The sequence below is a fragment of the Oceanibacterium hippocampi genome (assembly GCF_900172325.1).
Classification (GTDB): domain Bacteria; phylum Pseudomonadota; class Alphaproteobacteria; order Sneathiellales; family Sneathiellaceae; genus Oceanibacterium; species Oceanibacterium hippocampi.
This window is the reverse complement of the sequence record NZ_FWFR01000002.1, coordinates 924,247-950,031: the sequence shown is the minus strand read 5'-3', so window position 1 is coordinate 950,031 and position 25,785 is coordinate 924,247. Positions and strand designations below refer to the sequence as shown.

Below are 25,785 nucleotides of genomic sequence, written 5' to 3'. Positions count from 1 at the left end.
ATTGGACGAGAACCAGAAACTGATCGAGCAGTCGCTGCGCGGATTCCTGTCGCGGACCGTGACGCTGGACAAGATCCGTCAGGTCGTGGCGGACAGAGGCGGGTTCGATGGGGCGCTCTGGGACGGAGTTCTTGCGCTCGGGTTGCCGGGCCTGATGGTGCCCGAGGAATTCGGTGGCGCCGGGCTCGGGGTTTTCGAGGCCGCGCTTGTCGCCGAGGCGCTCGGTCATGCGGCAGCTCCCATCCCGTTCGTCGCGACGAACGTTGTCGCACCGCTGGCGATCAGTCTGATGGGGACGGCAGAGCAGCAGGGGGCCTTCCTGCCAGCGGTCGCCGCCGGCGAGGCAAGGGTCGCTTTGGCGGCGGGTGCGCTCTCGGGTGCGACGGGAACGACCGACCTTCACCTTGTCGGTGGACGCCTGTCGGGCCGGGCGAGCGGTGTGATCGATAGCGGCGGCGCAAGCCATGTGCTCGTGCTGCTTGCGGATGGACGCGCGGTTATCGTTGCCGTCGACGATGAGGGCGTAGAGCTGTTGCCCTGGCCTAGCCTTGACCGGACGCGACCGCTCGGGACTCTGGTGCTTTCCGACGCGCCGGGCGAGCTGCTCGACGCGAACCCGGACGTGATGGGAGCGGCGCTTGGTCTTGTCGATACGGCCCGCCTCATGCTTGCGGCCGATACACTGGGTGCGGCCCAGCGCATGATCGAGAAATCGGTCGAATATGCGAGTCAACGTGTCCAGTTCGAGCGAGTGATCGCCAGTTTCCAGGCGGTCAAGCATATGTGCGCGGAAATGGCTGCCAGTCTCGAGCCCTGTCGTTCCCTGATCTGGTATGCCGCACATGTGCAGGACACCGGAAGCGCTGATGAGCGCCGAACAATGGCCTGTCTGGCAAAGGCCCATCTGTCCGAGGTCGGTCGCGACGTGGCTCGTACCGCCACCGAGGTTCATGGCGGGATGGGTTTCACCGACCTCATGGGGCTGCACTTCTGGTTCAAGCGCATCGGCTACGACCGACAGGTTCTGGGCGGCCCGGAGCGCTGTCGCCAGGAGGCGGTTGAAGTACAGGACTGGCTCGCCGCCTAGCTGTTTGCGAGGCGCGTGCTTTCCCGAAAGCTGGGGGCCGGAAGTAGCGAGACAGACCCGGATCTTGGCCGCCCCGCACTCTTTGCATCGCGAAGGACTTCCGTGAACCTTTGAGTCGGGGCGCGATGTTTCAGCGGTCGGGAACAGCCCTGTCGTTATGGCTGTCTCGCGGGCCTCATTCAGCAAGGACGAGCAACGGCGCTTCCGAATTCGAGTGTGCAGGACACGGGAGTGGTTGCGTGATGCAACATCGTCGGCGACGCGAGGCAGATGGTGATGTGAGGTAACTCTCGCTTTGTCGCGGGACGAGTCTTGGCCTGACAGAGTGCTTGCCGAAGCCGCCGATGACGGACGACCAGGCCCCGCGGAGGCCCATACAGAAGTCGCTTTGAACGTCCCGCAGTCTGGTTTTCCGTCCGGCCTGACTGATCCCTGGGATCAGGGGCTGGGTTCCGGCCGGCGTGCGTGCATGTTTCGAGAACTCGCGAGAAGAAGATTTCCGGTCTGGGTCTATTGCGGAAGAGGTTTGAGTTTGATTGTCGAGGCAAGCTGCCGTGATTGTTGCTGAGAGTTGTTTGGTGACAAGACCACTGGCCACTCGTCTGGGTCCTCGGAAATCATTGCGCCATGATTGCCCCACGGCAGGATCTTGGCCGATAAGGGCCAATCGCCCTAGAGCGCGCCGAAAAAGACCAGGAGTTCGCGCAAGGCAAGCCCGCAAGTCAGTGCAAAACCCAGAATGCCGATCCAGCGGCGGCTGTGCATCGGGCCCGCACCTGCCCTGGTGCCGAGCACCACGAGCGAAAGGTTGACGGACGCGAAGACCAGCAGCGTCAATGTCGTCGTGGCCCGTGCCAGCGTCGCAATCGGGAAGGCGAGCGCCAGCGCCGCGACCAGTGTGGCGACAAGCCAGATCGCCACGAAAGGCGTGCGCCGAGTGCCGATACGGCCGAGCAGGGCGGGCATCATATCTTCGCGGGCCATGCCATAGAGCAGACGGCTCGCCATGATTACCTGGACAATCACACCATTGATGACCGCGATCAGGGCCATTGTCGACAGCCATGTGCTCGACAGTCCCGTCAGTTGTGTCCACATTGCGGCTAGTGGGGCGGAACTGCGCGCCAGCGCATCGGTGTCGGGTGCGCCAATGGCAATCAATGCGAGCAAGACGTACAGCGTGGTGGTGACGGCCAGCGTGCCGAGGATCGCCTTGCCCATGACGCGGTCGGGATTGACCGTTTCCTCGGCCATATTGACGATATCCTCGAAGCCTATGAAGGCGAAGAAGGCCAGTACCGCTGCGGTCACGATACCCGAGACGGGCAGTACGCTGCCTGTTCCGAACGCGGCCGTCCACGGCTCGATGGAAACCAGCTGCGGCATACCGGCGACGATCAGAGCGAGCAGAATGCCGATTTCCACGATGGTAATCACGGCCGCCACGCCCACACTTTCCTTGACACCCCGCTGAACGAGAAGGCCGATAGCCGCAACTGAAACGAGCACCGTAACAGAATGCGGGATCGCGATGAGCTCCGCCACATAGCCAGTGAAACCGACAATGATGGTCGCGCTCGAAACGATGCCGGTCAATGCAACGCCGATCCCGACGGGCAGTCCGACACCACGGCCGAACGCCGCTTTGACGTAGAGAGACGCACCCGCAGCCCTAGGAAACCCGCGTGAGAGGGTGGCGTAACAGATCGCTGTCACACCGGCGATAGCGGCGGCGGACAGAAAGGCGAGCGGTGCTCGTGGACCGGCAAGTCCGACCACGGTGCCGATCATGACGAAAATGCCGGCCCCGACGGTCACGCCGACGCCATACAGGATGAGCAACGGCAACCCGAGCACACGCAGCAATGCTCGCTCGCTGTGCTTGTCCGTTTGGTCGCCCATACGGCGGTGTCCTTTCCTGAAGCGAAATCAACACTAATTGACTGGTCCCACAGCCTGGCTCGCCAAGCCGGGCGGTTTCCGGCTGCCGGCCTCAACCGCATAGCAACACTAAGCCGAGGGGCGGCGTGAAACTAGGCCACTGGCGTAAGGCGGGGGCGACAGCAATGGATCCGATCGGGACCTTTGTTATATCGGCGGCGATAGGTTGGGGATCAGGTGATCTCGCCAGTCCCGGCGTTGACGGGTTCGAGCGCAGGGCACGCAAAGTGAGCTAAACGCTCTCCACCAGATCCGGACAAGTCCACATGCGTCAGAACGTGCTGCTGGCGCCCGTCGAATGCGAACGGCAGCCGGAGATGAGCACCGAGGGCGTCTGGAAAACTCGGGGCTATTCAGTTTTAGCACCGGGAGTACTCCTCTGTTCCCCGCACGCGCGGGGATGAATCGCCGGAATCTTTGAGCCCGGGGCCATTTCGCGTCATTCAGATCACCGCGTGCAGTATCAACTCTCGTTGGTTGCGCGCCCCCGCAACCACCTTGATCGAACAGGCCGTATCCTCACCGGATGCGGCCTGTTTGCGTCTGGGATCCCCCGCCAGGTCCCAGCATCGCCACCAGGTCGCCCGAGAGCGCGACCTCTAGGCCCTCGCCGTCGCGGCGGAGCACGACCGTCTCGATCAGCGAGCGCAGGATTGTGGTCGCCTCGTCCCGGAGGTCGGGCGCTCCGAGCGAGGCCTGGAGTGCCGCGACTTTCTCCGCGTAGAGCTTCGAGAGGTTGGGATGGAAGCGCGGGCTCCTGGCCGGTGCCGCCTCGATCTCCGCCTGCAGCGCCTTCTTCTGCCGGTCCAGCGCCTCGAGCCGTTCCTTCACCGCCTCGGCGCCGCTGGGGGCAGGACGGAAGGCGCGATTTCGACGAATTCCTTGAACGGTCCTTATTGCCGCTTGATGGTATTGTCCCAACCGGGGTGCCCACGCCGGGCCGGATTCCTGACCCTGCCGACGGAGGCGGCTCCCTTCCGCCAACCGCCCGTATCAGGGGGCACGAAGCTTACGACGAGGCTGAAGCGCGGAAAGGGGCCGGAAAGGAAGATTCTAGCTGGAACCTGGGAGACCGCAAAGAGCTTCAATGAGGCCGGGCGCTATGGCCCCCGGAAAGTTTCCCTGCCCGGCCCGGCGGTCAATGGGGCCGATGTGGCTTCAATGGGGCCTTGGCGTGCTGCCTTGATCGCACGAAGAAATCCAGGACCTCACCTGCATTGTCGACAGCTGCCCCTAACCAGTGACGCCGCTCGCGGGTAGCGATGATCTTTTCGTCGGGTTGCCGGAAATCGTTCGGTGCGGGCCGCATGCGGCGCAAGTTCATGGCGATAGATGCGCCAAACCTGAGGAGCCGGCATCCTGCGCACTCACAGGAAATTTCCAGACCCTGCTCCGCCAATAGATCCTCCACGTCTCGCTTAACGCAAAGTGAAGCGGACATGGAGCCATGCGCCGTGACGAATGATTTCAAGTGGAGCGCGGCGGAGTTCAAAGCGGCTGTCACTCATTCCGGCAGAATACCGCGGATATCGGTGAGTATCAGGACGTCCATGTGGGAATGCCTTCTGACGGGCCGGCGCGCGACTTCTGAGTAGAATCCGAGTCTGACGTATCCCGGGGGTCTTGTGGCATCTTTTCGCTTCGATGTTTCAAGTTTCAATGCCGTAGGGCTGTTGCTGATCCGGCCCGAAGTTAGATCTGAAATCCCGTCAAGTACCGATCCGAAAACGAAAATGGAGCCCGTTCGACACGCTCGACAAGGTGGGCTGATTACTTTGGAGAATAAAGTGGCTATCGAAACCCAAGAGCTTGTTCAATATCTCCCACATCTCCGGCGTTTCGCCTGGTCGCTGACCCACCGCGCCGCGGAAGCTGATGATCTCGTGCAGGATTGTCTCGAACGAGCTGTCGGACGGATCGAGCAGTTTCAGCCCGGCACCAACCTGCGCGCCTGGCTCTTCAAGATCATGCACAGCATTTTTGTGAACGGCTGCCGTCGCCGGGCGCGTCGCGGCACCGAGGTCGAGTACCTGGAATGGCGCGACGGTCCCCCGTGCGCGCCGGTTCAGGAACGGCGTCTTGAGATCCGCGACTTCCGGCGGGTGCTGATGAAGCTGCCCCGGGACAGCCAGGTCATATTGATGCTGGTCGGGGCCCAGGGGGCGAGCTACCAAGAGGCTGCCCAGATCCTCAAACTGCCGATCGGCACGATTCGTTCGCGGCTGTCGCGCGCCCGGGAAACCCTGCGCAAGCTGCTGGACCCGAGCGTCGAAACAGCGGTTGCCGACCGAACGGCGAAGAAAGTCGGTCGGCGAGCGTCCATGCCCGTCGCGGCCTACGCCTGAACAATGCCAAATCATGCGAGTTGTCGAACGGCCCAAGTTCGGTGAACTGCGTTGACCCGCCAGGTTGGTGGCCGGTCCGAGCAGGGGCCGCTACCATCGGTGTATGAGCCCAGACCCTTTCAAGCACTGCCATTCTCAGCCCGCGAGGTCATCCGCAGCTTCGCCGCGCTGCCACTATCGCCAATGTCCGCACGCAGGATATCGGCCGAGGGAATTTGCCACGCGCTCCCTGAACGGGTAGCGCGCCTGTCCCGGACGCATCTCAATGGGTCGCGGCGGTCGAGCCGGCAGGCGGCCGCAGTGACAGGCAGAGGATGATCGCCACGCAATTCAGGCCGGTCGCTATCCCGTAGGCGAGTGCGAAACCGCCGGTCCAGTCGGCGAGGAAACCGGCGCCGGCCGGACCAAGCACCTGGCCCGCCGCGAAGACCAGCGTGAGGATGGCGAAGACGCCGGCCGCCCTCTCCGGGCCGAAATAATCGCCCGCGGCTGCCGAAACGATCGTCGGGAGGCTCCAGGCCGAGAGGCCGAATAGCAGGACCGAGGCCAGGAGCCCGATCATACCCGTTCCAGCGGCGATCAGGGCATAGGCAACAGCCTGGGCGGCCAGGGCCGAGACGATGCCCGCGCGATGGCCCCATCGGTCCGATACGTTCCCGAACAGCGGGCCCGAGAGAATACTGAGCCCGCCGACAACCGACCACAGCACGCCGGCGGTGGCCCTGGGGACCGACAGTTCATCGATCATCGTCGTCACGATGAACGTCATGTAGGTGATCATGGTGACGGCAAACAGCGCATAGATCGCGCCGAGGCGGAGGAGGATCGGCCCGCTCCGGATGGGCTTCGGCGGCAGGTCAGACGCCGCGCCGCGGCTCCCGTTCGGTCGCCCGAAGGGGGTCAGCCCGATCTCTTCCGGCCGATTCCGCAGCAACACCAGGGCCATCAGGAAGAACGATCCCGTCAGGCAGGCGAACATCAACCAGATGATCTGCCAGGAGGCAAAGCCGAATGCGCCGCTCGTATGCGGCACGATCAGCCCCGAGAACAGGATCGCGACCCCGGCACCGGCGGTGGCCACGCCCGCGGCCCGAGCCCGGTGCGAGGGATGGAACCAGTATGACGGCAGGGTCATGGCCCCGATGAAGGCGGCGCCACTGCCGAGGCCGGTGATGAAGTAGCTCGCCGACAACAAGGTGTAGTCCCGCACCAGGGACATCGCCAGCAGGCTGAGGGCCACCAGGGCCATGCCCCAGACACACAGACGCCTGGGGCCCAGCCTCGGCGCCAGCCATGGCATTGGCGCGACGATCGAGAGGTATCCGAGGAAGTAGCTTGTCCCAAGGATTCCCTGTTCGCGATAGTCGAGAGCCAGGTCCGCCGCCATTCCCGGCAGGATCATTCCGAATGAGAAACGCGCCAGGCCGATCACGCACAACACCACGAGCATTGCCGTTCCGGCAATCACCCAGGCGTAGTGGACGCCCGGCTGGCGCTTGAGGCTCATCGTCTCGACGCAACACTGGCCGGATCGACGACGTGAAAGTGTTCCCCACGGGCGTGGATTACGTCACGTAGCCTGACCGGATCGTCGCTCTTCGCCGCCATTTGGGATCAAATTCTGAGCATGCCCGCGGAAATGCCGGAAGCAGGCCGTTGGTGGATACACGCAGACATGCCGAAAGCTTAGTTCAAGTGTCGACGGACAGGAACAACGGCCTTATTCGCGATGCCGAGCATTGGATTTCAACAAGGGCATGCGACCTTGCACGGAATATTGCCAAACAGTGAGTGATCGAGTGTCGGCGTCCAAAAATGAACGCCGCGAACGAGAAAGCGGATTTGGCCGGTGTTCGCGCATCATGCAGCCGGCCACATGCCCATAGGTTGCAGCGGCAGTGTTGCGCGGTTCTCGGTTCTGTCGAAGGAAATCAGGATTGGCGCCATTAAGTGCCGCGCGTTTCGAGATGATCGGTCGCGTCTGCCTTGGCCGGGCCGGCTTCCAGTTCGATCGCCATGCTGGCCAGGGCAACGCCCTCCGGTCTCGTTGCGGGCCTTGCGCAGATGGGCGATCTTGTTCGCGCTTCTCGGAACGTGATGATTGATTGACGGGATCGGTTAATTTCGCCGCCAGATGGGCGTCCCGAGATCGATCTGGTCAGGATCGGTGAGGGCACCGGCGCCGGCACCGATCGCACCGCCGATGAGTGCGCCGGTAATGGGATCGCCGAGCAGCAGGCCGGCCGCCGCACCGCCACCCGCCCCGATCGCACCGCCGCTAAGGGCGCGGTCTCCGGTCGTGTTGCCACAGGCCGCCATGCCCAGCGCCGATAACAGGAGTGTGGTGGTGAGAAGAATGCGTTTCATGATCTGTCTCCGTGTGAACGTTTGCGGCGCGCAAGAGGCGCCAAAATTGGCTACTTCACGATAAGATCGTTCTTTACTGAAACTACGCCGTTCACTGACTTCGCGACCACGCCGGCTTGTGTGACCATTTCCGGCGTATCAACGAATCCGCTCAGCTGGACGACGTTCTTGTAGGTCGTTACATCGATCTGCAACACCTTCAGCGCCGGGTCCTGCAAGATCGCTGACTTGACCTTGCCGGTGATCGCGGAATCGTCGAGATACGCACCGGCGCTCTCGTTGTTACTTGTTTCGGCACAAGCGGTGAACGCGAGCACGGACGCGAGCGCGATGGCCGGCATACTGAGATGTCTGTTCATCTGGTTTCCTCGATTGCGTTGTGTGAAGATGATCGCGGTCTCGGCAGGCTGCACCTGCGCTGCACGTTCCGGGGCAATTCTGAAGATCTTGCGCTGCCTGCGCCGAGCGTATCCCGCCGTCGCAATCCGGCTGTATCGCCTCGATCTTGACCTCTGGCCGAGTCCGCTGTCGCTGCATCGGCCTGCGTCCGGCTCCGCTCGACACCTTGTCTCGGTGACCACCGGAGAGGCAGCAGACTGCATCGTAGGCAAATCTGTTAGAGGACGAGTTACAGCATATAGAGCGACGTGATCCTCGCGATAGGATCGGAAACTACCTACCCGCCCGTCCATGCGGCCTTTTCGACTTTCGGGTGCCGCCAACGGGGCATCAGATGGGTGTACTTTCGAGCGCCTGCCGGCGTGTCCACACTGGATACGCGACCGTCGGCGGGCATTGCCGAACGACCATCACCGGATCGCAAGTTTCGTTTCCTGCCGATCGCAGCCCTCGGCCATGATCGGATCCCTGCGGGTGTGGCGGGCGCCAGTTCGGGCGAGTATCGCCGGTTTCGTGACCCGGAGCAGCGTGATCTTGTCGCCGGCGAAATGCTTTCGCGGCGCGAGACGGAGCCAGGCAACTAGGCTGGACGCCCGGTACTGTGAAACCTGACCAGATATGTCTGAGTAGAATCCGAGCGTGGCGCGCCGGGTTCACCGGCGCCTATGCTGCCTTGGTTCGGCCGGAAGTCGGCCGCGCGTCTGATGGGCGTACAAGCAATCGCGCCGTTCATGACTGCCAGAACAGACCTTGAAGGCACCGTTCCCGTGAACTCGCGCATGGTTTCGCCGTCGAGCAGTCCCGCTCAGGGCTTGGCTGTCGCGGCTTGACACCGGTGCCTCGCGCCGTCGCTGGCTGCGACAGTGCGTGCGTAACAGAACGACACATACAGGGATTTCACCATGGACAAGGATCGCATCGAGAACACGGTCAAGCAGGCCAAGAGCACCATCAAGGATGCTTTTGCTCTGCAGGCAAGGCGCGCGGTGATGCCAAGATGGCGAATGAGGGCAAGCGCAACACCCTGGAAGGCCAGGGCCGGATTGCCACTGACGTCGCGGAGAACGCTATCAAGAACACCTTGAAGGAATAGCGCCAGGCACTTCGTTCGCTTCGAGACTGCCGATATCAGGAGCCAATCGTGAACGGGCCTACCGCGCGGGAAGATGTCCTCCCGGTCTCATCGCGGAGGTTGGTACCTGCTGACACCCGATCCCAGACACACGGCCCCAGTGGAGAACGCACATGAGCCTTAGCACCATATTGCTGGTCGTCCTGGTCCTGGTCCTGCTCGGCGTGCTGCCGACATGGGGCCACAGCGCGAACTGGGGCTATTTCCCGAGTGGCGGTGTGGGAATCCTGCTCGTCGTGGTGATCTTCCTGGTCTTTACCGGCCGGCTGTAACGCGACGGTCGGACCATTGACCGCAAGCGCGTGTAACCGACCGCGCAATGAAGACGGGGTGGCGGTCAGGTCGAAGGACCGCCGACCCGTTTTCGTGGCTGGCCGCACAACGGCCAGGTTGACAAACGGTCGGAACTCACCGGTGGTCTGCCTGACCGGCGGGCTTGGCTGGACCGAGTGGAACCGGGGTGCATCAGGCCGCTCCGGTGATCTCATCGGTCCAGACGCGAAAACTCTCGAGGGTATTGGGGCCAAACGTCGTCGTGATGGCGACATCCGCTGCGTCGCGGCCGCGCGCCAGCAGGATCCGGCCGATGCGGGGCATGTTGTTCCGCGGGTCGAACATATGCCAGTGCCCATCCAGATAGGCCTCGAACCAGGCGGCAAAATCACCGGGCGGATATGGCGGCGCAGTCCCGACGTCGCTCAGGTATCCGGTGCAATAGCGGGCAGGGATGTTCAAGGCGCGGCAGAACGCCACGCCCAAGTGGGCGTAGTCGCGACACACCCCCCGACCTTCCTGATATGCTTCCGATGCGGTCCGGGTAGCGCGCGCGTGCTCGTAGCCGAACGCGATGTGCCGATGCACGAAGTCACAAATCGCCTGGACACGCTCCCAGTCCGGCTTTGCCGTTCCGAAAAGCGTCCAGGCCAGATCGAGCAACCGATCGCTGTCGCAGAACCGGCTCGGCAACAGGAAAACCAGCGCCTCTTCCGGAAGCTCTTCAACCGGAACTTGCTTCGCGTCGCGTGCTACGGAATCAGGCAGGCCATTGTCTCGCACAATGAAATCGCCGGAGATCCGCATATGGCCGGCCGGGGCGAGTAGCCGGCTGCACCAGTTGCCATAAATGTCGCGATAGCCGGAGACGGGAACAGGCGGGTCGAGCAGGATGTGATCGGGCATTTCGAGATCGGACGCCCGAGTGAAATGAACACTCAACATCAGGATAACCGGCGTCGGATCCGGAAACTCGTATTTCAATTCATAGCCGATCCGGAATTTCATGCTTTCGTGACCCTCGCAAGACCATGTTCAAGCTTTCCGGACGAATTCCATAGCGCTTGACGTGATGCCCGAGTTCCATCAGGTCGCGGGCAAAGCCCTTTGACCATGTGTGCTTGCCCGGCCCGATGGTCCGACGGAAAGGGGCGGGAAATCCCGGACATTGCGCAGTGTCCATTCCCGTTACTCGCCGGGTGCGCCGCGCCTGGCGTAAATGGCAACGACGTCGTTGCCATGATTGTCGTTTCCTTCCGCGATGCAGATACCCGGCGGCGGCGGCGGGGCGACGTTCGAGCGATCGCTGACGACAAACCAATGCGCATGGGGCCGCAATTGTTGATCGAGTTCCTCAAACGTTCGTCATGGCGACTTGTGCTCCCGGCGCGACAAACAGCTATACGAATACCAGGTTCAGCAGCCAGAGCCACGCGGCGGTGACGGACAGGTAGAGAGCAGAAAACGCCGCAAAAGAAACATGTCCGGAAACATCAGGTACCTGCTCGACAACATCTGTCATCAGACGAATCACGGCGATATTCCTGTGCGGGCCAATCCGATCGGAAGTATCGGCGATCGACGCCGGCCGCGGAAACGTCGGAATCTACCTATATGGACCTTTCGACCGGACACTGCGGGCGGGCTGGGCGACCGCCTCCGAATCTGGGTAGTTTCCGAACCTTTCGGATCGCATTGGCAAGCGGCTAGCCTGAGCGTTGGCAATGTTGGAAGGGGAGAATTCCGATGGGTATCGCAGGCCGGACGTATCGCAATCGATTGAGGCTCGTTTTTGACAGCGACGTATTCCTCGTCAATGTCGCACCCAGCACCACGATCGGTGATGTTGCCGCCCTGTTACGCAGCCATTTCGATCGTCGCCACGGGAACCTGGCAGGCATCAGTGTGACCTTGCCTTCGAGGCGGCCGCCGGGTCGCCCGCATGATGTCCCGGACGTTCGGCATACGCATGCCTCGTCGGGGGGGCGCCCGGCGGGTACCCGCGCCGACGCGCGAAGAAACACGGCGCTCAGTGCTGCGCTTGCCGAAAAGCGCCAATAGCGCGCCGCCGATCATGGCGGCTGGGTCCAGTGCGGGGTGCCAGATGTCCAGTCCGCAAATCGGCCGGGCAGCAAGGGTGCCGCGAACCCGTTGAATTCGCCCCGCAACCACAAGCCGCCGTGTCGCCGCCCGCGCGGTATTGACGCCGCGTTCGCACCCCGACGTCATCGCTTCAGGCTTGTACTGCCAGCTGAGTTTCCGTGCGTGCGTCCTTTGCCGCCCGTTCCGGGAAACAGGCTGTCTCGGAGTCCACGGAACCGGCAGCAGTTCAGCCCGACATCCCTGACGCCACGCGGATCGACGCGGACAGGTGCGAAAGCTACTTAAACCCAGACTTTCCTGCTACATTCCTGCATTGTCGCATTGTACTGCAGGAATCCAGACAGACGCTGCGGATCGTTGCCAATGCGTCGTTCCCTACGCGAGCCATCGTTCCCGAAGGGAAAATCAAATGCCTACGGGTCGCACTGTGCGGGGCAAGGCCGTCCGATCGAAATCCGACCGACATGTCGCCGTTTCGCGCGCCGTGGGCAGCTTTCCAGTCGTTGCAATCGGTGCTTCCGCGGGTGGCCTGGATGCCTGTCGCAGGCTGCTGGACGCGCTGCCGGCCGGTCACGGCATGGCGTTCGTATTCGTGCAGCACCTCGATCCGACCCACAAGAGCATGTTGGTGGAACTGTTGTCCGGCCACACGTCGATGACGGTACGTCAGGTCACCGACGGGATGGCGATCGAGCCCGAGCATCTCTATGCCATTCCACCGGGCACCTATCTATCCGTCGTCGACGGAATCCTGCACCTGTCGCAACCGCAGGCCCGGCATGGCGCCCGCCTGCCGTTTGATTTCCTGCTGCACTCGCTGGCGGTGGACCTTGCCGAGCGCGCCATCTGTGTCGTGCTTTCCGGTTCCGGCTCCGATGGCAGTCTCGGCCTCGTGGCGGTTCGCGATGCCGGCGGGCTCGTCGTCGCGCAGGACCCCGGGGAGGCCGACTTCGACGGCATGCCGCACAGTGCCATCGCTACGGGCGCGGTCGACCTCGTACTGCCGGTGGCGAGAATCCCGGCGGCGCTGACGGGACATGCGCGCGGCAAACCGCCGCCGACGACGCGCGGCGGCAAGCCGCCTGCGGACGAAACGAGCGAATGGCTGCCAGAGATCGTCGAACTGCTGCGCATGAAATCCTCTCACGATTTCACGTTTTACAAGCCCGGTACGCTGCAGCGCCGGATACAGCGGCGTCTGGCGCTGGCTGCGGATGCCGGCAACGACATGCACCGCTACATCGAGATGTTGGGCAACGATCCGGCCGAACTCGACATGCTCGTGAAAGACCTGCTCATCCATGTGACCGGCTTCTTCCGGGACCCCGAGGTGTTCGAGGTCCTGGCGAACGAGGTCATCCCGGATCTGGTCCGGGACCATCCGGCCGATCGGCCGCTGCGGATCTGGGTCGTCGGCTGCAGCAGTGGCGAAGAAGCCTATTCGCTTGCCATACTCATTTTCGAACAAATCGCGGCGGCCGGGCGCAACATCAAGTTGCAGGTCTTCGGGTCGGACATCGATCCCGATGCGATCGCCAGCGCCCGCGATGGTATCTACCCCTTGACCATAGCGGCCGACGTATCGCCGGCGCGGCTCGAGCGGTTCTTCACCAAGGAGGATCGGGGTTATCGGATCGTGCCTGAGCTACGCGCGATGGTGGTGTTCACCGTGCAGGACGTGCTGGCCGATCCGCCGTTCTCGCGGCTGGATATGGTGTCATGCCGCAATCTGTTGATCTACCTGCGCCCGGAAGCGCAGGCGAGAATGATCGCGATTCTCGACTTCGCGCTGCGCAAGGACGGCACGCTCATCCTCGGCAAGTCGGAATCGATCGGCACTGCCGATGATGGTCGGTTCGAGCCATTGTCAAAGGTGGATCGAATTTTCCGCCATGCTGGTCACGGCCGTCCGGGTACGCTCGCCGTTGCGCTGAGCCAGGGCGTGCAGGCACCGTTCCACCCCGGGGCCAGGTCGCCGGCGGTGCGCCAATCGGCACTCGCCAGCCTTTGTCAGCGCCTGGTCCTGGAGAGCCATGCACCGGCCGCGATCCTGATCGACCGCGCGCACCAGTGCCTGTCCTCGGTCGGACCGACAGAGCGCTATCTGCGCGTGGCGCCGGAACAACTGTCCAACGACCTGCTTGCCATGGCCCGTGCGGGTTTGCGAACCGCGCTGCGGTCAGCCATCCATCGTTCGGGTGAGCAGAACATACAGGTCGTCGTTGACGGCGGCCGCATGCAGCGCGACGGCAAGACCGTGGACTACCAGATTTCCGTCGAGCCGGTCCGGAACGAGGGCGACGATCTGTTCCTCGTCTGCTTCGTCGACAAGCCGCGGCCGCCGCCGAGGCGCGGCCAGCCTGAAACGCCGGGGGACGCGGCCGGCGTTGCCGAACTCGAACGCGAGCTGTCGGCAACCAGGATCGAGCTGGAAGGCGCGATCGACAGCCTCGAGACTGCGAATGCAGAGCAGAATGCACTCGCCGATCAAGCGCGGTCGCTCAACGAGGAATTGCAGACGACCAACGAAGAGTTGCTGACGTCGAAGGAAGAGCTGCAGTCGCTGAACGAAGAGCTGACGGCGCTCAACAGTCAACTGCAGGAGACGCTGGAGCAGCAGCGCACCACCGCGAATGACCTGCAGAACGTGCTGACCAGCACGAACGTGGCGACCCTGTTCCTCGATCGAGACCTTCGCATACGCTACTTCACGCCGGCCGTGCGGGCGATCTTCAGCATCATTCCCGGCGATGTCGGACGGCCCTTGGCCGACCTGAGGACGCTTGCGGTCGACGAAACACTGCTGGCTGATTCCCGGGCCGTTCTGAGCACACTCGCAGCGATCGAGTGCGAAGTAGAGGTCATCGGCACCACCTGGTATGCCCGCCGCGTGCAACCTTATCGTACGCAGGACGGCAGCGTCGGGGGCGTGGTTGTCACTTTTACCGACATAACGGAGCGCAAGCGCGCCGCGGCAGGGCTCGAAGAGGCGCGCCGGGAAGCGGATCAGGCGAATATTGCGAAATCGCGCTTTCTCGGCGCGGCGAGCCACGATTTACGCCAGCCGTTGCAGTCGCTGTCCTTGTTGCACGGGATGCTCGTCCGCAAGGTCGAGGGAGATGAGCCGCAGCGGCTGCTCGCGTTGTTCGACCTGACGCTGGGGGCGATGTCCGGCATGCTCAATACGCTGCTCGACATCAACGAGATCGATTCCGGCACCGTGCGTGCGGATTATTCCGCTTTCTCGATCGGCGAACTGCTTGCCCGGCTGCGCGATGAATTCGGCTACCATGCCGAATCCCACGGTCTCAGGCTGCGGGCCGTTGACTGCAGCGCTGTTGTATACAGTGACCCGCACCTGCTCGAACAGATGCTGCTCAACCTGCTTTCCAATGCATTCAAATACACCAGGAAGGGCGGGGTGCTGATCGGCTGCCGCCGGTATGCAGGTATGTTGAGCGTCGAGGTGTGGGATACCGGCATCGGCATTCCCGACGAACACCTCGGCTCGATCTTCGATGAGTATCACCAGATCGACAACGCTGCGCGCGAACGCAGTCGGGGGCTTGGACTAGGGCTTTCGATCGTCCGGCGCCTCGGTCATATGCTGGGACACAAGGTCCGCGTGCGCTCGAGATATGGCGAGGGCTCGGTCTTTGCCATCGAGATCGGCCTGCCGCCGGCCGGGATAGCGCCGCAGCCCCTGTCGAGCCCCGGTGGCACGGACGACGGCATGGCGTCGGACGTTGCGCGCCGGGGTGAAATTCTCATTGTCGAAGACGATCCGCACGTGCGGGAGCTGCTGAGAGCCCTGCTCGCGGACCATGGTTATCACCCGACAGTAGCCTTGGATGGCCTTGAGGCGCTGGACATGGCTGAGCACGGCGCGATCCAGCCCGATTTGCTGCTGACCGACTATAATCTGCCGAACGGCATGACCGGATTGCAGGTCGCGACGGGTTTGCGAGCGATTCTGCATCGCGACGTTCCGACGATCATCATCACCGGCGACATTTCCGCAGGTACCTTGCGGGCGATCGCAAGCCTGCGGTGCCTGCAGCTCAACAAGCCGGTCAGGTCGGCGCACTTGCTGCGGGCGATCGCGGGTATGCTGCCACCGTCGCGCGTGCATGCGCCAGAGCGTCAGGCCGACATGGACGAGGAGCGATCACAGCCGGTCATCTACGTTGTTGACGATGATAGCCACATCCGCGACGACCTGCGGGCCATGCTCGAGGACGATCGCCGGATCGTGGAAACCTATGGGTACGGCGAGGCGTTCCTGGACGCCTATCGACCGGGGCGTCCGGGTTGCCTGTTGCTGGATGCCAACATGCCCGGGATGAGCGGACTGGAGTTGCTGCACCGGCTTCGCACCGCCGGGCATCGGTTGCCGACGATCATTTTCACGGGCAGCGGCGATGTATCGGTGGCAGTTGCGGCGATGAAGGGCGGGGCCATGGACTATCTGGAAAAGCCGGTTGGCCGTGACGAACTGCTTGCCCGCATCGACCGCGCGCTCGAGTTATCGAAGGATACCGCCAGGCTCGCAAGCTGGCACGACGAGGCGGCGGCCCGTGTGGCGGGGTTAACGCCCCGACAGCGCCAGGTCATGGACATGGTACTGGCCGGGGTCGCCAACAAGAATATTGCCGCCGACCTCGGCATCAGCCAGCGCACCGTAGAAAATCATCGCGCGACGGTAATGGACAAGATGGAGGCGCGCTCGCTGCCCGACCTCGTTCGCTTGGCGGTGGCTGCGAGGCCCGCCGCCGGCTAACCATGCCTGGAATAGCTCCCCGGGGGGGGGGCGCTTCACTGAGGCAGGTTATCCTGTTCCCCGTGCTTCCGATCTCCACCGACCGCTGCCGCTCTGCGATGCGCAAGAAATCATCCCGCGTTCAAAGTGGGGCAGGTGATTGAAATAGGGCAACGATCGCGACCGGCGCGCGAAGCGACATACTGGAGGCAGGCATTTTTGTTTGCCTGCCAAACTTGGCACCCGCATACGGGTGCAGGCATTCGGAGAAGCAGACGAAAGCCCCAGTCACCTGTCCGACTCCGGAAGCGAGTTTAGATCCGCTCGACTTCGTCATCGGCGCCAGCGTCCCCAAGGCCCTCTTGCGGCCACCCCGGCGCCGGATCTGGAGCTGTTCCTCGGCGTACAACCGCCGCGGCTTCTTCTGGTTCATGACAAGGCCCTCCCGGGCCAGCAATAGATGGTGGCGCCGGTAGCCGAACCGCCGGCGCAGCCGCGACAACTCGCGCAGCCGCGTCCGGATTTCGCCGTCGTCCGGCCGTCGCGGGCGGTAGCGCGCCGACGAACGATCCGCTGCCAGCACCTTCAGCCGTTTGGCCTCCGACACCTCCAGGCCGCCGTACTTCGAGTTCCACTTGTAGAAGGTCGCTTCGCTGACCGCGTGGCGGCGGCAAACGTCCGCCGTCTGCGTCCCGGCTTCGTGCTCCGGCAGAATTCCGATGATCTGTTCTTCCGTGAACTGACTGCGCTTCATACGTCCGTCTCCTTCGATGACGGACTCTATCAATTCCTTGGAGGAGTTTTCCGGTCTCACTCAGACCTGATTTCGTTCCCCGCAAAAGTAGCGATGAGCCGGAGCGGGCCGACGGTGGCTGGCAATTGAGCCGAGCGTCTGAACAAACGGGTGGATTCGAGGTTGACGCCGCTCAAGTTTCTTTAAATAATATTTTTTGAATAAAAAGTTTCATTCAATGAGATTTTGTTGTGTCTCAAGAAACGCAGACCATATCCCGCGCTGTCACATTGCTGCGTTCGCTGGCCGACGCCGGGCAGCCTCTTCGATTGGTCGACCTCGCGGCGCAATCAGGAATTCATAAGGCGACCATCCACAGATTGCTCGGTGGTCTGGTGAAAGAGGGATTGGTGCAGCGATCGACTGACCGCCGATATTCCCTCGGCGCCGAGGCGTGGATGATCGGCAATGCGGCAAACCGTCAGTTTGACCTGGTCCATGCAGTTCAGCCGGAACTCAAGGCGATTGTCGACGTGACCCTGGATGTTGCGTTGTTGATGGTCAGGGTCGGCCAAGGTGCGGTTTGCATGGCGAGGGAGGAGGGCAGCTATCCGCTCAAGCCTTCCAGTCTGCAGGTTGGCAGCCGAAGGCCATTGGGGGTCGGCGCGGGCAGCTTGGCGATACTGGCTGCAATGGATGATGACGCCATAGACAGCATCCTGACCCAGAACGAAGACGCCCTTCAGGGTTACCCCAGTTATTCGATCGAGAAGATACTGGAAATGGTGACCGACGCGCGGCGGTCCGGGTTCGCCTATGTCGATGGTCTCATCATCCCTGAGATGATCGCGGTGGCCGCGCCGATTCTTGATCCGAAAGGCAGTCCGATTGCGTCGATCACCTGTTCCGCAATCAATTCCCGGCTGCGTGGGGCGCGACTGGATGATGCTTGCCGCATGGTCGTCGACAGTGCTGCCCGGTTGAGCGCCAGTCCCCTGACGTTGAAGACGGCACCAAACAGCTTTCCGGAGACGACCTGAAACGACGAGATGATGTCGATCAAGTGGTCGGCCGGATGCTCGGACACGTCAGATCAGAATGATCAAGAGGTATCTAGAATATTATGAACAAGAAGCCGATCAGAGCAATCACAGAGCAAGAAATTGCGGCTTACCGCGAAGACGGGGTCGTCTGTTTGCGGAAAATGTTCGACGCAGAATGGGTCGAGTATCTGCGCGAGGCTATTCAGAAGGACATCGCCCGACCCGGGAAGCTGAAACGCGACGTTAACCGTGGCGGTACGGGAGAGTTTTTCTCAGATACATTCGTCTGGAAGAACATCGAGGACTTTGAAGCATTCATCTTCGACAGCCCGTCGGGCGAGATCGCCGCGAGCCTCTTCGGGGCCGAGAAGGTGAACATGTTGTTCGACCAGATCCTGATAAAGGAGCCCGGAACGAGCACCGGGACGTTGTGGCATCACGACGCGACGTACTGGCCGATCAAGGGACATCAGGTCTGCACCCTGTGGCTCGCGCTGGACAATGTCTCCCTGGCCAACGGGGCGGTCGAATATGTCAAGGGCTCTCACCTCTGGAACCATCGCTATCGCCCTGAGAGTTTCACCGGCGAAGCGACGTACCAAGGGCAGGACCTGCCCGGGGTTCCGGACGTGGAGTCCATGCGGGACACGCTCGATATCGTCCATTTCGACTTGGAGCCAGGAGACTGCACGATCCATCACGGGCTGACCCTGCATGGGGCGCCGGGCAACACCAGTTCGAGCTTGCGGCGCCGGGCATATGTCTCTCGTTGGTGCGGCGACGATATCGTCTACGACCCGAGGCCGAACATCCAGAAAATGCTGTACGACCCCGACATACAGCCCGGTGGCCCGTTGGATTGTGAGCTCTTCCCGGTCGTATGGCCGGATTCGGCCCAATCGCCGCGAACATCTGCCGTCGATTGAATGGGGCAACTTCAAGCAATGAAGCGGCCGTCCTTCATGACCATGTCGATGCCGCGAGGATATCCATCCTCACCCGGAGCATACAGACATGAAATGTCGTCCAGGGGGTTGGTGTTGAGCACCAGGAGATCGGCGATCGCGCCCGGGGTGATTACGCCGAGATCGCCTGCCAGCATCATCATCTCCGCATTTGTCACAGTCGCGCTTCGGAGAACTTCGGACGGACTCATGAATTCGCTTCGAAGAAAGATCTCGCGGGATTGGCGCCCATGAAAGGGTCCTGTGACGTCGCTGCCAAAGCAGATCGGCACTCCCGCGTCTTGGCCGATTGCGATCGCATCGCGGCTGCGATCCAGAAGCTCGGTGCTGCGGTCTATCGTTCCCTGGGGGTAATGTTGCGCCTCTCCCTCCTCCTTGTAGGCGTCGAATACGGCCAGGGTCGGAACAAGGAAAGCGCCCTTATCGGCCATTCTCCTGGCGGTGTCCGGAGTGATGTAGCAGCCATGCTCGATCGAGCGGATGCCGGCGCGCACCGCGCGGTCTATCGCGATGTCCGGAAAGGCGTGGGCCATGACATAGGTTCGCGCAATGAAGGCTTCCTCGACGGCCGCAGTCAATTCTTCCATGGAGAACTGGGCGTTGGTTATCGGATCGTGTGAAGAAAATGCGCCGCCGGAAGCGAAGAGCTTGATCTGCGTGGCTCCTTTCCGGAATTCGTCTCGAATGGCGCGACGAAGTTCCGGGACGCCGTCGACGATGCGTCCCAGACTTCCGGGCAGCTGGCAGCAGTGGCATCCGACGAAGGAGTCGGTCAGCGATCGCATGTCGGCATGGCCGCCCGTCTGGGTGATGGCTTTGCCGGAAAAGAAAATCCTCGGCCCGGTAACAAGCCCGGACTCGACGGCGCGGGCCAATCCCCAGTCGGCGCCGCCGGCGTCCCTCACTGTCGTGAAGCCGCGGCGAAGCATGTTCTCCAGAATCGGTATCGCCTTTGCCGTAATCAATGACATTGGCCAATTCTGGTTCTCCGAGAAAGTCTTGGCAACTCCAACCACATGTACATGCGCGTCGATCATTCCCGGCATTACAACCCGGCCGCCAAGATCTACTACATCAGATGTAGTGTTGCTGTTTCTATTCGATTCGATTCTGGAAAATCGTCCGTCTTCGATAATTATACTGATCTCATCAGACAGAGACGAGTCGGAGACGTCAAGAATTCTGCAATTCTCCAGAATCATCATTGTGTTTACTCCATTGTCAGTAGAAATGTGGTGAATACAAAAAACAAGAGATCATGTCAACCCTAACAGAGAGAGGCGTAGAGAGTAATGATAAATAAAACAGGGGCAAGAGGCCTGTGTGGTCTTCTTGTTGCCATGGTTGTGGTTCTGGGAAGTCATCCGATTTCCGCAAAAGTTGTTCTGCGGATGAATCATCAACTATCGGCTCAAACGCTTAGTTCAGAGGTCGATGCATGGGCGGCTCAACAAATTCTTGAGCGGACGAATGGAGAGGTCGAGATCAAGATCTTCTGGTCGGAGGGTTTGGGAAAGTCCTCCGAGAACCTCTCGCTGCTGAAGAACCAGGCGATGGATATGGCGGCCTTCTCGCCAGCCTATTTCCCGGCTCAATTGCCGTTCCACACCGCTCCGAATTCTCTTCCGATGGCCATCGACGGCCCGAAGCAGGCCCAGGTTCTGATGGACCGGCTCGTCGAAGAGGTGCCGGCTTATCGAATGGAGCAGGCGGCAAACGGGATTCGATTGATTTCGATGCACATCATCAATCCCTATATCCCCATTTCGAAAGAACCGATCACCTCGGTGGCGGACATGACCGGCCTGAAAGTGCGCACATGGGGCAAGCACATGCCTCGGATGGCAGAAGCCGTCAGTGCAACGCCGGTCAGCATGTCAGTGCCGGAAATCTACGAGAACTTGTCGCGCGGCGTCATCGATGCGAGCCCGTTCGCCATTGATCTGATGGTCACCTACAAGCTCTACGAGGTCGCAACCCATGTGGCTGATGTGTCTCTGTGGTGCGGCCCGTCCTACGGTGTGTGGATCAACGAAGGCGCATGGAGAAAGCTGACGGCCGAGCAGCAGAACGTCATTCTCGAGGTCTACGAGGAAGCGAAGAAACTGGACCTCGACAAGGCGAACGCCGCGGCCTCCGAGGCGAGGGCGAAGCTTGAAGGGCTTGGTGTGACTTTCCACGAAATGCCCGAGCAGGAAAAGCTCGCATGGAAAGAGGCGCTTCCTGATTTCTTTGGTGAGTGGATCGCCGAGATGGAGGCGCTGGGAAAAGGGGATGATGCCAGAAAGTCCGTAGAGATCTGGAACGACGTCATCGCCAATGTGAGCCCCAGATAGGGGCATAGGATCAAATTGCCGCCTCGGCGTCCATCGGCGCCGGGGTGGCAATTGTTTCCGGGGGTTCCATGGCCCGGTCGGCGTTCCGTCTGGTGACTGCCGCAGGACCCGGGCATGAGCGTCAAACTTCCTCCGGCACTTTCTCACTAGCGCGGATGAACTGCACATGGGCTTCCTGAATTATCTGGGGCGAACCACCGACAGACTGAACGCGCTGGGGGCGATTGTTGCCGGCGCAGGTTTGGCGGCGATGATGCTGATCGGCGCATTCGATGTTCTCGGCTCGTCATTGCTCGGCAAGCCCGTTCCCGGCGCCTATGAGTTGACGGAGACCATCATGGTTGGCTCTGTCTTTCTGGCGCTGGCGCTGGCCCAGTCGCAAGGAAGCCATATCCGTGTCGATGCGATCGTCAAGACGATGTCTGCCCGTCCTCGCCATGTTTCCGAAACGGTCGCCCACTTCTGTTCCGTACTTTTCTATCTGGGCATCTGTGTCTTCGGGTGGGACGGCTTCTTGCAGAGCATCGATGAGGCGGCCGTATATCAGGGGCTCATCGGGCTTCCCGTCTGGCCTGGACGCCTCGCGCTGGCCGTGGGGGCCAGCATGGTTGTCGTGCAGGCCGCGCGAGATGGTCTGCGGAGCGCGTCGAGATGCTGGCGCTAAGGCGATGACGTTGCTCACTGATACTCGTTGGACGTTTGGATCGATATGGACCCGATAGTTCTTGGCCTGGGTTGCCTGGGCGGATTGATTGCCATGCTGGTTATCGGCGTTCCCGTCGCCGTGGCCATGGGCCTGACCGGGATTGCCGGAATGTGGCTTGGCTTCGGCGAGGCCTTCACATTCGGGCAGTTGCGCAGCCTGCCCTTCGCCATTACCGGCAACTACGGCTATGCGGTGTTGCCCCTGTTCATCCTCATGGGTGTCTTCGCGCAACGCTCGGGTATCACGACCCAGCTGTTCCACGCCGCAGACCTGTGGCTACGGCGGTTGCGGGGCAGCATGTACCTGGCGGTGATATGCGCGTCCGGCGTTTTTGCCGCGGTCTCCGGATCGACGGTCGTGAATTCCGTCGTGTTCACGCGACTCGCATTTCCGGAAATGCTGCGTCTGGGTTATTCGAAGCGCCTCTCCGTTGGTTCGATCGCCGCATCGGGCACGTTCGCAGCGATGATCCCTCCGTCGATCGTGATGGTGGTATACGCCATCGTCGCAGAACAATCCGTGGGGCAACTCTTCCTCGCAGGGGTGTTCCCGGGCCTCTTGAGCATCGCGGCGTTCTCTTTCGGAACGCTGGTGCTCGTTCGACTGCGCCCCGAGCTTGCGCCGCAGCTTGGTGAACAAGTTCCGTTCCGCGAAAAGATTCAGGCAGCCAAAGGAGTTTGGGGGGTCCTGCTTCTGGTCGTGATCGTCCTTGGCGGGATTTATGCGGGTTTCTTTGCCCCTTCTGCCGCTGGAGCCGTGGGGGCTTTCGGCGCTGCTGGGATCGCATTGTGGCGCTTCCGGGGGCGATTGACCGGTTGGTTCGGGCAATCGTTGGCCGAGGCGGCTTCCGTGAGTTGCATCATATTCGCGATTCTTATTGGTGGACTGATATTTTCGAGATTTATCGTTGTGACAGGGATGGTCGACTATATTGGAAGTTCAATAATTGCCATGGAAATAGGGCCCATAGGCTTTATCATCATTGTATCAATTCTATATATTATTCTGGGAATGGTGGTTGATACAGTATCCATGATGTTGCTCACTCTTCCCTTCTTGATGCCGATTGCGATTCATCTTGATATAAATTTAATATGGTTTGGAATTGTTATAATTAAACTCGCAGAGATTTCTGCAATAACCCCACCGATTGGAATGAATTTATTTGCCGTAATGAGTTCAACCGGCGGAAAGGTCGGTTATACGGACATCGTTAGAGGCGTGATTCCGTTTATTGTATTGGAGTTGATGATACTGTTTGCGATCATTTACTTTCCGGTACTGTCGACTTGGCTCCCAAGCAAAATGTTCTAAAGAAGGTTGTCGGAATGAATCGATATCTGAAGTACGAAGTCGAAGACGGTGTGGCCCGTATCACGCTCGATCGACCAGAAAGACTGAACGCCTTCTCCATTGAATTGTATGAGGATTTGTTCTGGTCGCTCGTCCAGGCGGAGCAGGACGAAGCCGTCGAGATCGTGGTCATAACGGGAAGCAGGGAACGGGCATTCAGTTCTGGTGGAGACCTGAAAGATCTCGCCGCGATGTATCAGGATCCGAAGCGCCGCGCCCGCGTCGGGTACTTGTTCACGCATGCCACGATGAATGCATTCACGCAGATCGAGAAGATGAGCAAGACCGTTATCGCCCGGATCAACGGTCTGGCGCATGGCGCCGGCGGCATTATTGCCGTTTTCGCGGACTTCGCGATCGCTGTGCAAAGCGCGACGATCCGCTTTCCCGAGCCATGTTCCGGAATAGCCGATCCCTACGCGGCCAGTCGGCTCCCGTTCAAGATCGGCATGTCGAAGACCAAGGAAATTCTCTTGACCGGCGAGGCGGTTACGGCGGAGCGAGCGGAAGCCATCGGTTTGATCTACAAGTGCGTTCCTTCGATGGAAGAACTGGATATCCAAGTCGCCAGTCTTGTTGCGCGCCTGCGTGCCACCGATACCACCGCAAGGGGGTGGGTCAAGGAGGCTGCGAACAGTGTATTCCCGGCGCTCGATCCGACCTGTCAGATCGTTTCCGTCGGCTCGGAATCCGTGGGTAAGGCATCGATTGCGTTCTCACAGCGGCATGCGAGTGGACGTGGGCATGAGTGACGTTGGCGGTTATGCAAATCGTGAGCCCATGGACGGAGACGTTTGGAGCAAATGGGAACTGGTCGGGTCGACCGAGCTTGACCGACTTCATCTGAACAGACTGAACGAGCAGCTGAGTTATCTTGCGAGACAATCGCCGTTCTATCGTCGGAAGTTCGAGGAAGTCGGGCGGCGGGCGGGTCCGCTGAAAAGCCTAGAAGAACTGGCCGAGTTTCCCTTTACCGACAAGGCGGAGATCCGGGACAGTCTGGCCAGTTCGCCGCCGCTTGGCGAGCATTGTGCGGCTCCGTTGGATACGGTCGTTCAGCGCCAGGTCTCTTCAGGCACAACCGGCGTGCCATCCTATATGGCCTACACCGAACGCGACCTCGAGAGTGTTTCGGAAATGCAAGCCCGCTGCTTCTACGCAGCCGGTTTTCGGCCGCGGAATCTTGTCTTGCACGCTTTCGCCATGAGCAAGGGGTTCGTTGGGGGCCTCCCGATGTGCCAGGCAGTTGCCTATATGGGGATGTCACTCCTTCCGGTCGGGGCGGAGAGCGGCGCGGAGCGAATTATCCAGATCATTCGGGCGCAACGGCCGGCAGCTGTTTTCGGCGCGCCTAGCTTTCTTGAGTATCTGGGTGAGTTCTGCAACTCCAGTGGGGGCGGTCAAGCTTCGGACCTTTCGATAGAACGGATCGTCGTTGGTAGCGAGATAGGCGGCGGTGTGCCCGCTACGCGCGCCAAACTCGAAACCCTATGGGGCGCGAGCGTAAGGGAAATGTACGGACTCTCGGACCTGGCGAACGGTTTCTGGGCCGAATGCCGGTTCGGGCAAGGTATGCATTTTACAGGTCAGGGCTTTATTCACCCGGAACTTGTCGACCCGGGAACGCTGCAACCGATACCGCTGACAAGCGGGGCGATCGGTGAACTTGTCTATTCCGCGCTCGGACGGGAAGCGACGCCGTTATTGCGCTTCAGATCATATGACTTGATCGAGGTGGTTGGCGAGGACTGCCCGTGCGGGCGCACGTCTCCTCAGATCCGCGTGCTCGGACGAACCGACGACATGTTCATCGTCCGGGGCATCAACGTATACCCGAGCGCCCTGAAGGATGTTCTCAATTCCCTGTCGCCCGTGGCGACCGGCAAATTCCGGATAGTGAAGAATTTCAAGGGGCACTCCACTGCGCAGCCTCTTCATTTGAAAGTCGAAGTGACGGGCGACTTCCAAGCGGCGGCGCGCCAGATTGAAACGGCCCTGAAGGCACGACTCAATATCAGGGCAAAGGTTGAACCCCTGGAAAAGGGCGCGTTGCAGGATCCACCTGGCACGAAGGCGAGAATTGTGGAGGATGTGTCGGGCGAATAGTTCGGGACGCGCGTAGGGCTGTGCCGCGCATTTCGGCGGTTTCTTTGCAATTCGTTTCTCAGGGGGCGTGGGGCCAGTCACGCTCCTTTTCTAACGGCAGCAATCGAGCCGGCGTTTGCGGCCGACTACTGCCGTCC

At 61.1% G+C, this 25,785-nt stretch carries 19 protein-coding genes and 1 pseudogene; 11 read left to right on the top strand and 9 right to left on the bottom strand.

Annotated features, from left to right (window positions below; genetic code table 11):
- Position 1: 1 nt before the first annotated feature.
- Entirely contained in the window at positions 2-1,087 is a 1,086-nt protein-coding gene (locus OCH7691_RS15385) for an acyl-CoA dehydrogenase family protein (RefSeq protein ID WP_217808048.1), read from the top strand.
- Positions 1,088-1,759: 672 nt separating this feature from the next.
- On the opposite strand, the gene OCH7691_RS15380 is transcribed toward OCH7691_RS15385, so the two are convergent.
- Both OCH7691_RS15380 and OCH7691_RS15375 read right to left on the bottom strand, forming a co-directional pair.
- Entirely contained in the window at positions 1,760-2,989 is a 1,230-nt protein-coding gene (locus tag OCH7691_RS15380) for an APC family permease (protein ID WP_085884410.1), read from the bottom strand.
- A gap of 558 nt (positions 2,990-3,547) precedes the next feature.
- Positions 3,548-3,859, bottom strand: coding sequence for a hypothetical protein (locus tag OCH7691_RS15375; protein ID WP_085884409.1), 312 nt, complete (start codon positions 3,857-3,859; stop codon positions 3,548-3,550).
- 956 nt (positions 3,860-4,815) lie between these two features.
- Here OCH7691_RS15375 and OCH7691_RS15370 point away from each other — a divergent pair.
- Entirely contained in the window at positions 4,816-5,373 is a 558-nt protein-coding gene (locus OCH7691_RS15370) for a sigma-70 family RNA polymerase sigma factor (RefSeq protein ID WP_217808047.1), read from the top strand.
- Between the two features lie 262 nt (positions 5,374-5,635).
- On the opposite strand, the gene OCH7691_RS15365 is transcribed toward OCH7691_RS15370, so the two are convergent.
- From OCH7691_RS15365 to OCH7691_RS15355, 3 genes are all read right to left on the bottom strand, one after another.
- On the bottom strand, positions 5,636-6,880 hold the full coding sequence (locus tag OCH7691_RS15365) for an MFS transporter (RefSeq protein ID WP_085884407.1): 1,245 nt from the start codon (positions 6,878-6,880) through the stop codon (positions 5,636-5,638).
- A gap of 611 nt (positions 6,881-7,491) precedes the next feature.
- The gene (locus tag OCH7691_RS15360) at positions 7,492-7,740 is read right to left on the bottom strand and encodes a YMGG-like glycine zipper-containing protein (RefSeq protein ID WP_085884406.1); all 249 of its coding nucleotides are present in this window, start codon (positions 7,738-7,740) and stop codon (positions 7,492-7,494) included.
- 50 nt (positions 7,741-7,790) lie between these two features.
- Positions 7,791-8,099: a BON domain-containing protein gene (locus tag OCH7691_RS15355; protein ID WP_085884499.1), complete on the bottom strand. Its 309-nt coding sequence runs from the start codon at positions 8,097-8,099 to the stop codon at positions 7,791-7,793.
- A 1,285-nt stretch (positions 8,100-9,384) separates the two neighbouring features.
- Between OCH7691_RS15355 and OCH7691_RS15350 the strand changes: the two genes are divergently transcribed.
- Positions 9,385-9,543 carry a DUF3309 family protein gene (locus tag OCH7691_RS15350; RefSeq protein WP_085884405.1) on the top strand — a complete coding sequence of 53 codons (159 nt, stop codon included), beginning with the start codon at positions 9,385-9,387 and terminating at the stop codon, positions 9,541-9,543.
- Positions 9,544-9,736: 193 nt separating this feature from the next.
- Here the strand turns inward: OCH7691_RS15350 and OCH7691_RS15345 are convergent, their stop codons facing one another.
- Together OCH7691_RS15345 and OCH7691_RS23770 are read right to left on the bottom strand one after the other, a co-directional pair.
- A complete protein-coding gene (locus tag OCH7691_RS15345) occupies positions 9,737-10,552 on the bottom strand; it encodes a transglutaminase-like domain-containing protein (protein ID WP_085884404.1) in 816 nt (271 codons plus the stop codon).
- 391 nt (positions 10,553-10,943) lie between these two features.
- Complete coding sequence (locus tag OCH7691_RS23770; RefSeq protein WP_281251923.1) at positions 10,944-11,078, bottom strand: hypothetical protein; 135 nt, start codon at positions 11,076-11,078, stop codon at positions 10,944-10,946.
- A gap of 978 nt (positions 11,079-12,056) precedes the next feature.
- Between OCH7691_RS23770 and OCH7691_RS15340 the strand changes: the two genes are divergently transcribed.
- Entirely contained in the window at positions 12,057-16,427 is a 4,371-nt protein-coding gene (locus OCH7691_RS15340; protein ID WP_085884403.1) for a chemotaxis protein CheB, read from the top strand.
- A gap of 310 nt (positions 16,428-16,737) precedes the next feature.
- Here the strand turns inward: OCH7691_RS15340 and OCH7691_RS15335 are convergent.
- Positions 16,738-17,160: pseudogene (locus tag OCH7691_RS15335) on the bottom strand (transposase); the annotation flags it as partial.
- Positions 17,161-17,390: 230 nt separating this feature from the next.
- On the opposite strand from OCH7691_RS15335, the gene OCH7691_RS15330 reads away from it, so the two are divergent.
- Positions 17,391-18,179 (top strand): IclR family transcriptional regulator, encoded by a 789-nt coding sequence (locus OCH7691_RS15330; RefSeq protein ID WP_085884401.1) that lies wholly within the window; start codon positions 17,391-17,393, stop codon positions 18,177-18,179.
- Between the two features lie 83 nt (positions 18,180-18,262).
- Positions 18,263-19,108 (top strand): phytanoyl-CoA dioxygenase family protein, encoded by an 846-nt coding sequence (locus OCH7691_RS15325; protein WP_085884400.1) that lies wholly within the window; start codon positions 18,263-18,265, stop codon positions 19,106-19,108.
- Positions 19,109-19,119: 11 nt separating this feature from the next.
- Here the strand turns inward: OCH7691_RS15325 and OCH7691_RS15320 are convergent, their stop codons facing one another.
- Complete coding sequence (locus OCH7691_RS15320) at positions 19,120-20,352, bottom strand: metal-dependent hydrolase family protein (protein WP_085884399.1); 1,233 nt, start codon at positions 20,350-20,352, stop codon at positions 19,120-19,122.
- 87 nt (positions 20,353-20,439) lie between these two features.
- On the opposite strand from OCH7691_RS15320, the gene dctP reads away from it, so the two are divergent.
- The 5 genes from dctP (at position 20,440) to OCH7691_RS15295 (ending at position 25,648) form a co-directional block, all read left to right on the top strand.
- Positions 20,440-21,483 (top strand): TRAP transporter substrate-binding protein DctP, encoded by a 1,044-nt coding sequence (gene dctP / locus OCH7691_RS15315; protein WP_085884398.1) that lies wholly within the window; start codon positions 20,440-20,442, stop codon positions 21,481-21,483.
- A gap of 166 nt (positions 21,484-21,649) precedes the next feature.
- Positions 21,650-22,147 (top strand): TRAP transporter small permease, encoded by a 498-nt coding sequence (locus OCH7691_RS15310; protein ID WP_085884397.1) that lies wholly within the window; start codon positions 21,650-21,652, stop codon positions 22,145-22,147.
- 27 nt (positions 22,148-22,174) lie between these two features.
- Positions 22,175-23,503 carry a TRAP transporter large permease gene (locus OCH7691_RS15305; protein WP_139839722.1) on the top strand — a complete coding sequence of 443 codons (1,329 nt, stop codon included), beginning with the start codon at positions 22,175-22,177 and terminating at the stop codon, positions 23,501-23,503.
- Between the two features lie 14 nt (positions 23,504-23,517).
- The gene (locus OCH7691_RS15300) at positions 23,518-24,294 is read left to right on the top strand and encodes an enoyl-CoA hydratase/isomerase family protein (protein WP_085884395.1); all 777 of its coding nucleotides are present in this window, start codon (positions 23,518-23,520) and stop codon (positions 24,292-24,294) included.
- Positions 24,287-25,648, top strand: coding sequence for a phenylacetate--CoA ligase family protein (locus tag OCH7691_RS15295; RefSeq protein WP_176245082.1), 1,362 nt, complete (start codon positions 24,287-24,289; stop codon positions 25,646-25,648). The genes OCH7691_RS15300 and OCH7691_RS15295 overlap by 8 nt, the downstream gene beginning before the upstream one ends.
- The last annotated feature ends 137 nt before the right edge of the window (positions 25,649-25,785 follow it).

What these genes read in the sequence shown, in the direction of transcription:
- OCH7691_RS15380 (WP_085884410.1), bottom strand. Translation starts at nt 2,989, where the DNA reads ATGGGCGACCAAACGGACAAGCACAGCGAGCGAGCATTGCTGCGTGTG.
- OCH7691_RS15365 (WP_085884407.1), bottom strand. Translation starts at nt 6,880, where the DNA reads ATGAGCCTCAAGCGCCAGCCGGGCGTCCACTACGCCTGGGTGATTGCC.
- OCH7691_RS15360 (WP_085884406.1), bottom strand. Translation starts at nt 7,740, where the DNA reads ATGAAACGCATTCTTCTCACCACCACACTCCTGTTATCGGCGCTGGGC.
- OCH7691_RS15355 (WP_085884499.1), bottom strand. Translation starts at nt 8,099, where the DNA reads ATGAACAGACATCTCAGTATGCCGGCCATCGCGCTCGCGTCCGTGCTC.
- OCH7691_RS15350 (WP_085884405.1), top strand. Translation starts at nt 9,385, where the DNA reads ATGAGCCTTAGCACCATATTGCTGGTCGTCCTGGTCCTGGTCCTGCTC.
- OCH7691_RS15345 (WP_085884404.1), bottom strand. Translation starts at nt 10,552, where the DNA reads ATGAAATTCCGGATCGGCTATGAATTGAAATACGAGTTTCCGGATCCG.
- OCH7691_RS15340 (WP_085884403.1), top strand. Translation starts at nt 12,057, where the DNA reads ATGCCTACGGGTCGCACTGTGCGGGGCAAGGCCGTCCGATCGAAATCC.
- OCH7691_RS15325 (WP_085884400.1), top strand. Translation starts at nt 18,263, where the DNA reads ATGAACAAGAAGCCGATCAGAGCAATCACAGAGCAAGAAATTGCGGCT.
- OCH7691_RS15320 (WP_085884399.1), bottom strand. Translation starts at nt 20,352, where the DNA reads ATGATGATTCTGGAGAATTGCAGAATTCTTGACGTCTCCGACTCGTCT.
- dctP (WP_085884398.1), top strand. Translation starts at nt 20,440, where the DNA reads ATGATAAATAAAACAGGGGCAAGAGGCCTGTGTGGTCTTCTTGTTGCC.
- OCH7691_RS15310 (WP_085884397.1), top strand. Translation starts at nt 21,650, where the DNA reads ATGGGCTTCCTGAATTATCTGGGGCGAACCACCGACAGACTGAACGCG.
- OCH7691_RS15300 (WP_085884395.1), top strand. Translation starts at nt 23,518, where the DNA reads ATGAATCGATATCTGAAGTACGAAGTCGAAGACGGTGTGGCCCGTATC.
- OCH7691_RS15295 (WP_176245082.1), top strand. Translation starts at nt 24,287, where the DNA reads ATGAGTGACGTTGGCGGTTATGCAAATCGTGAGCCCATGGACGGAGAC.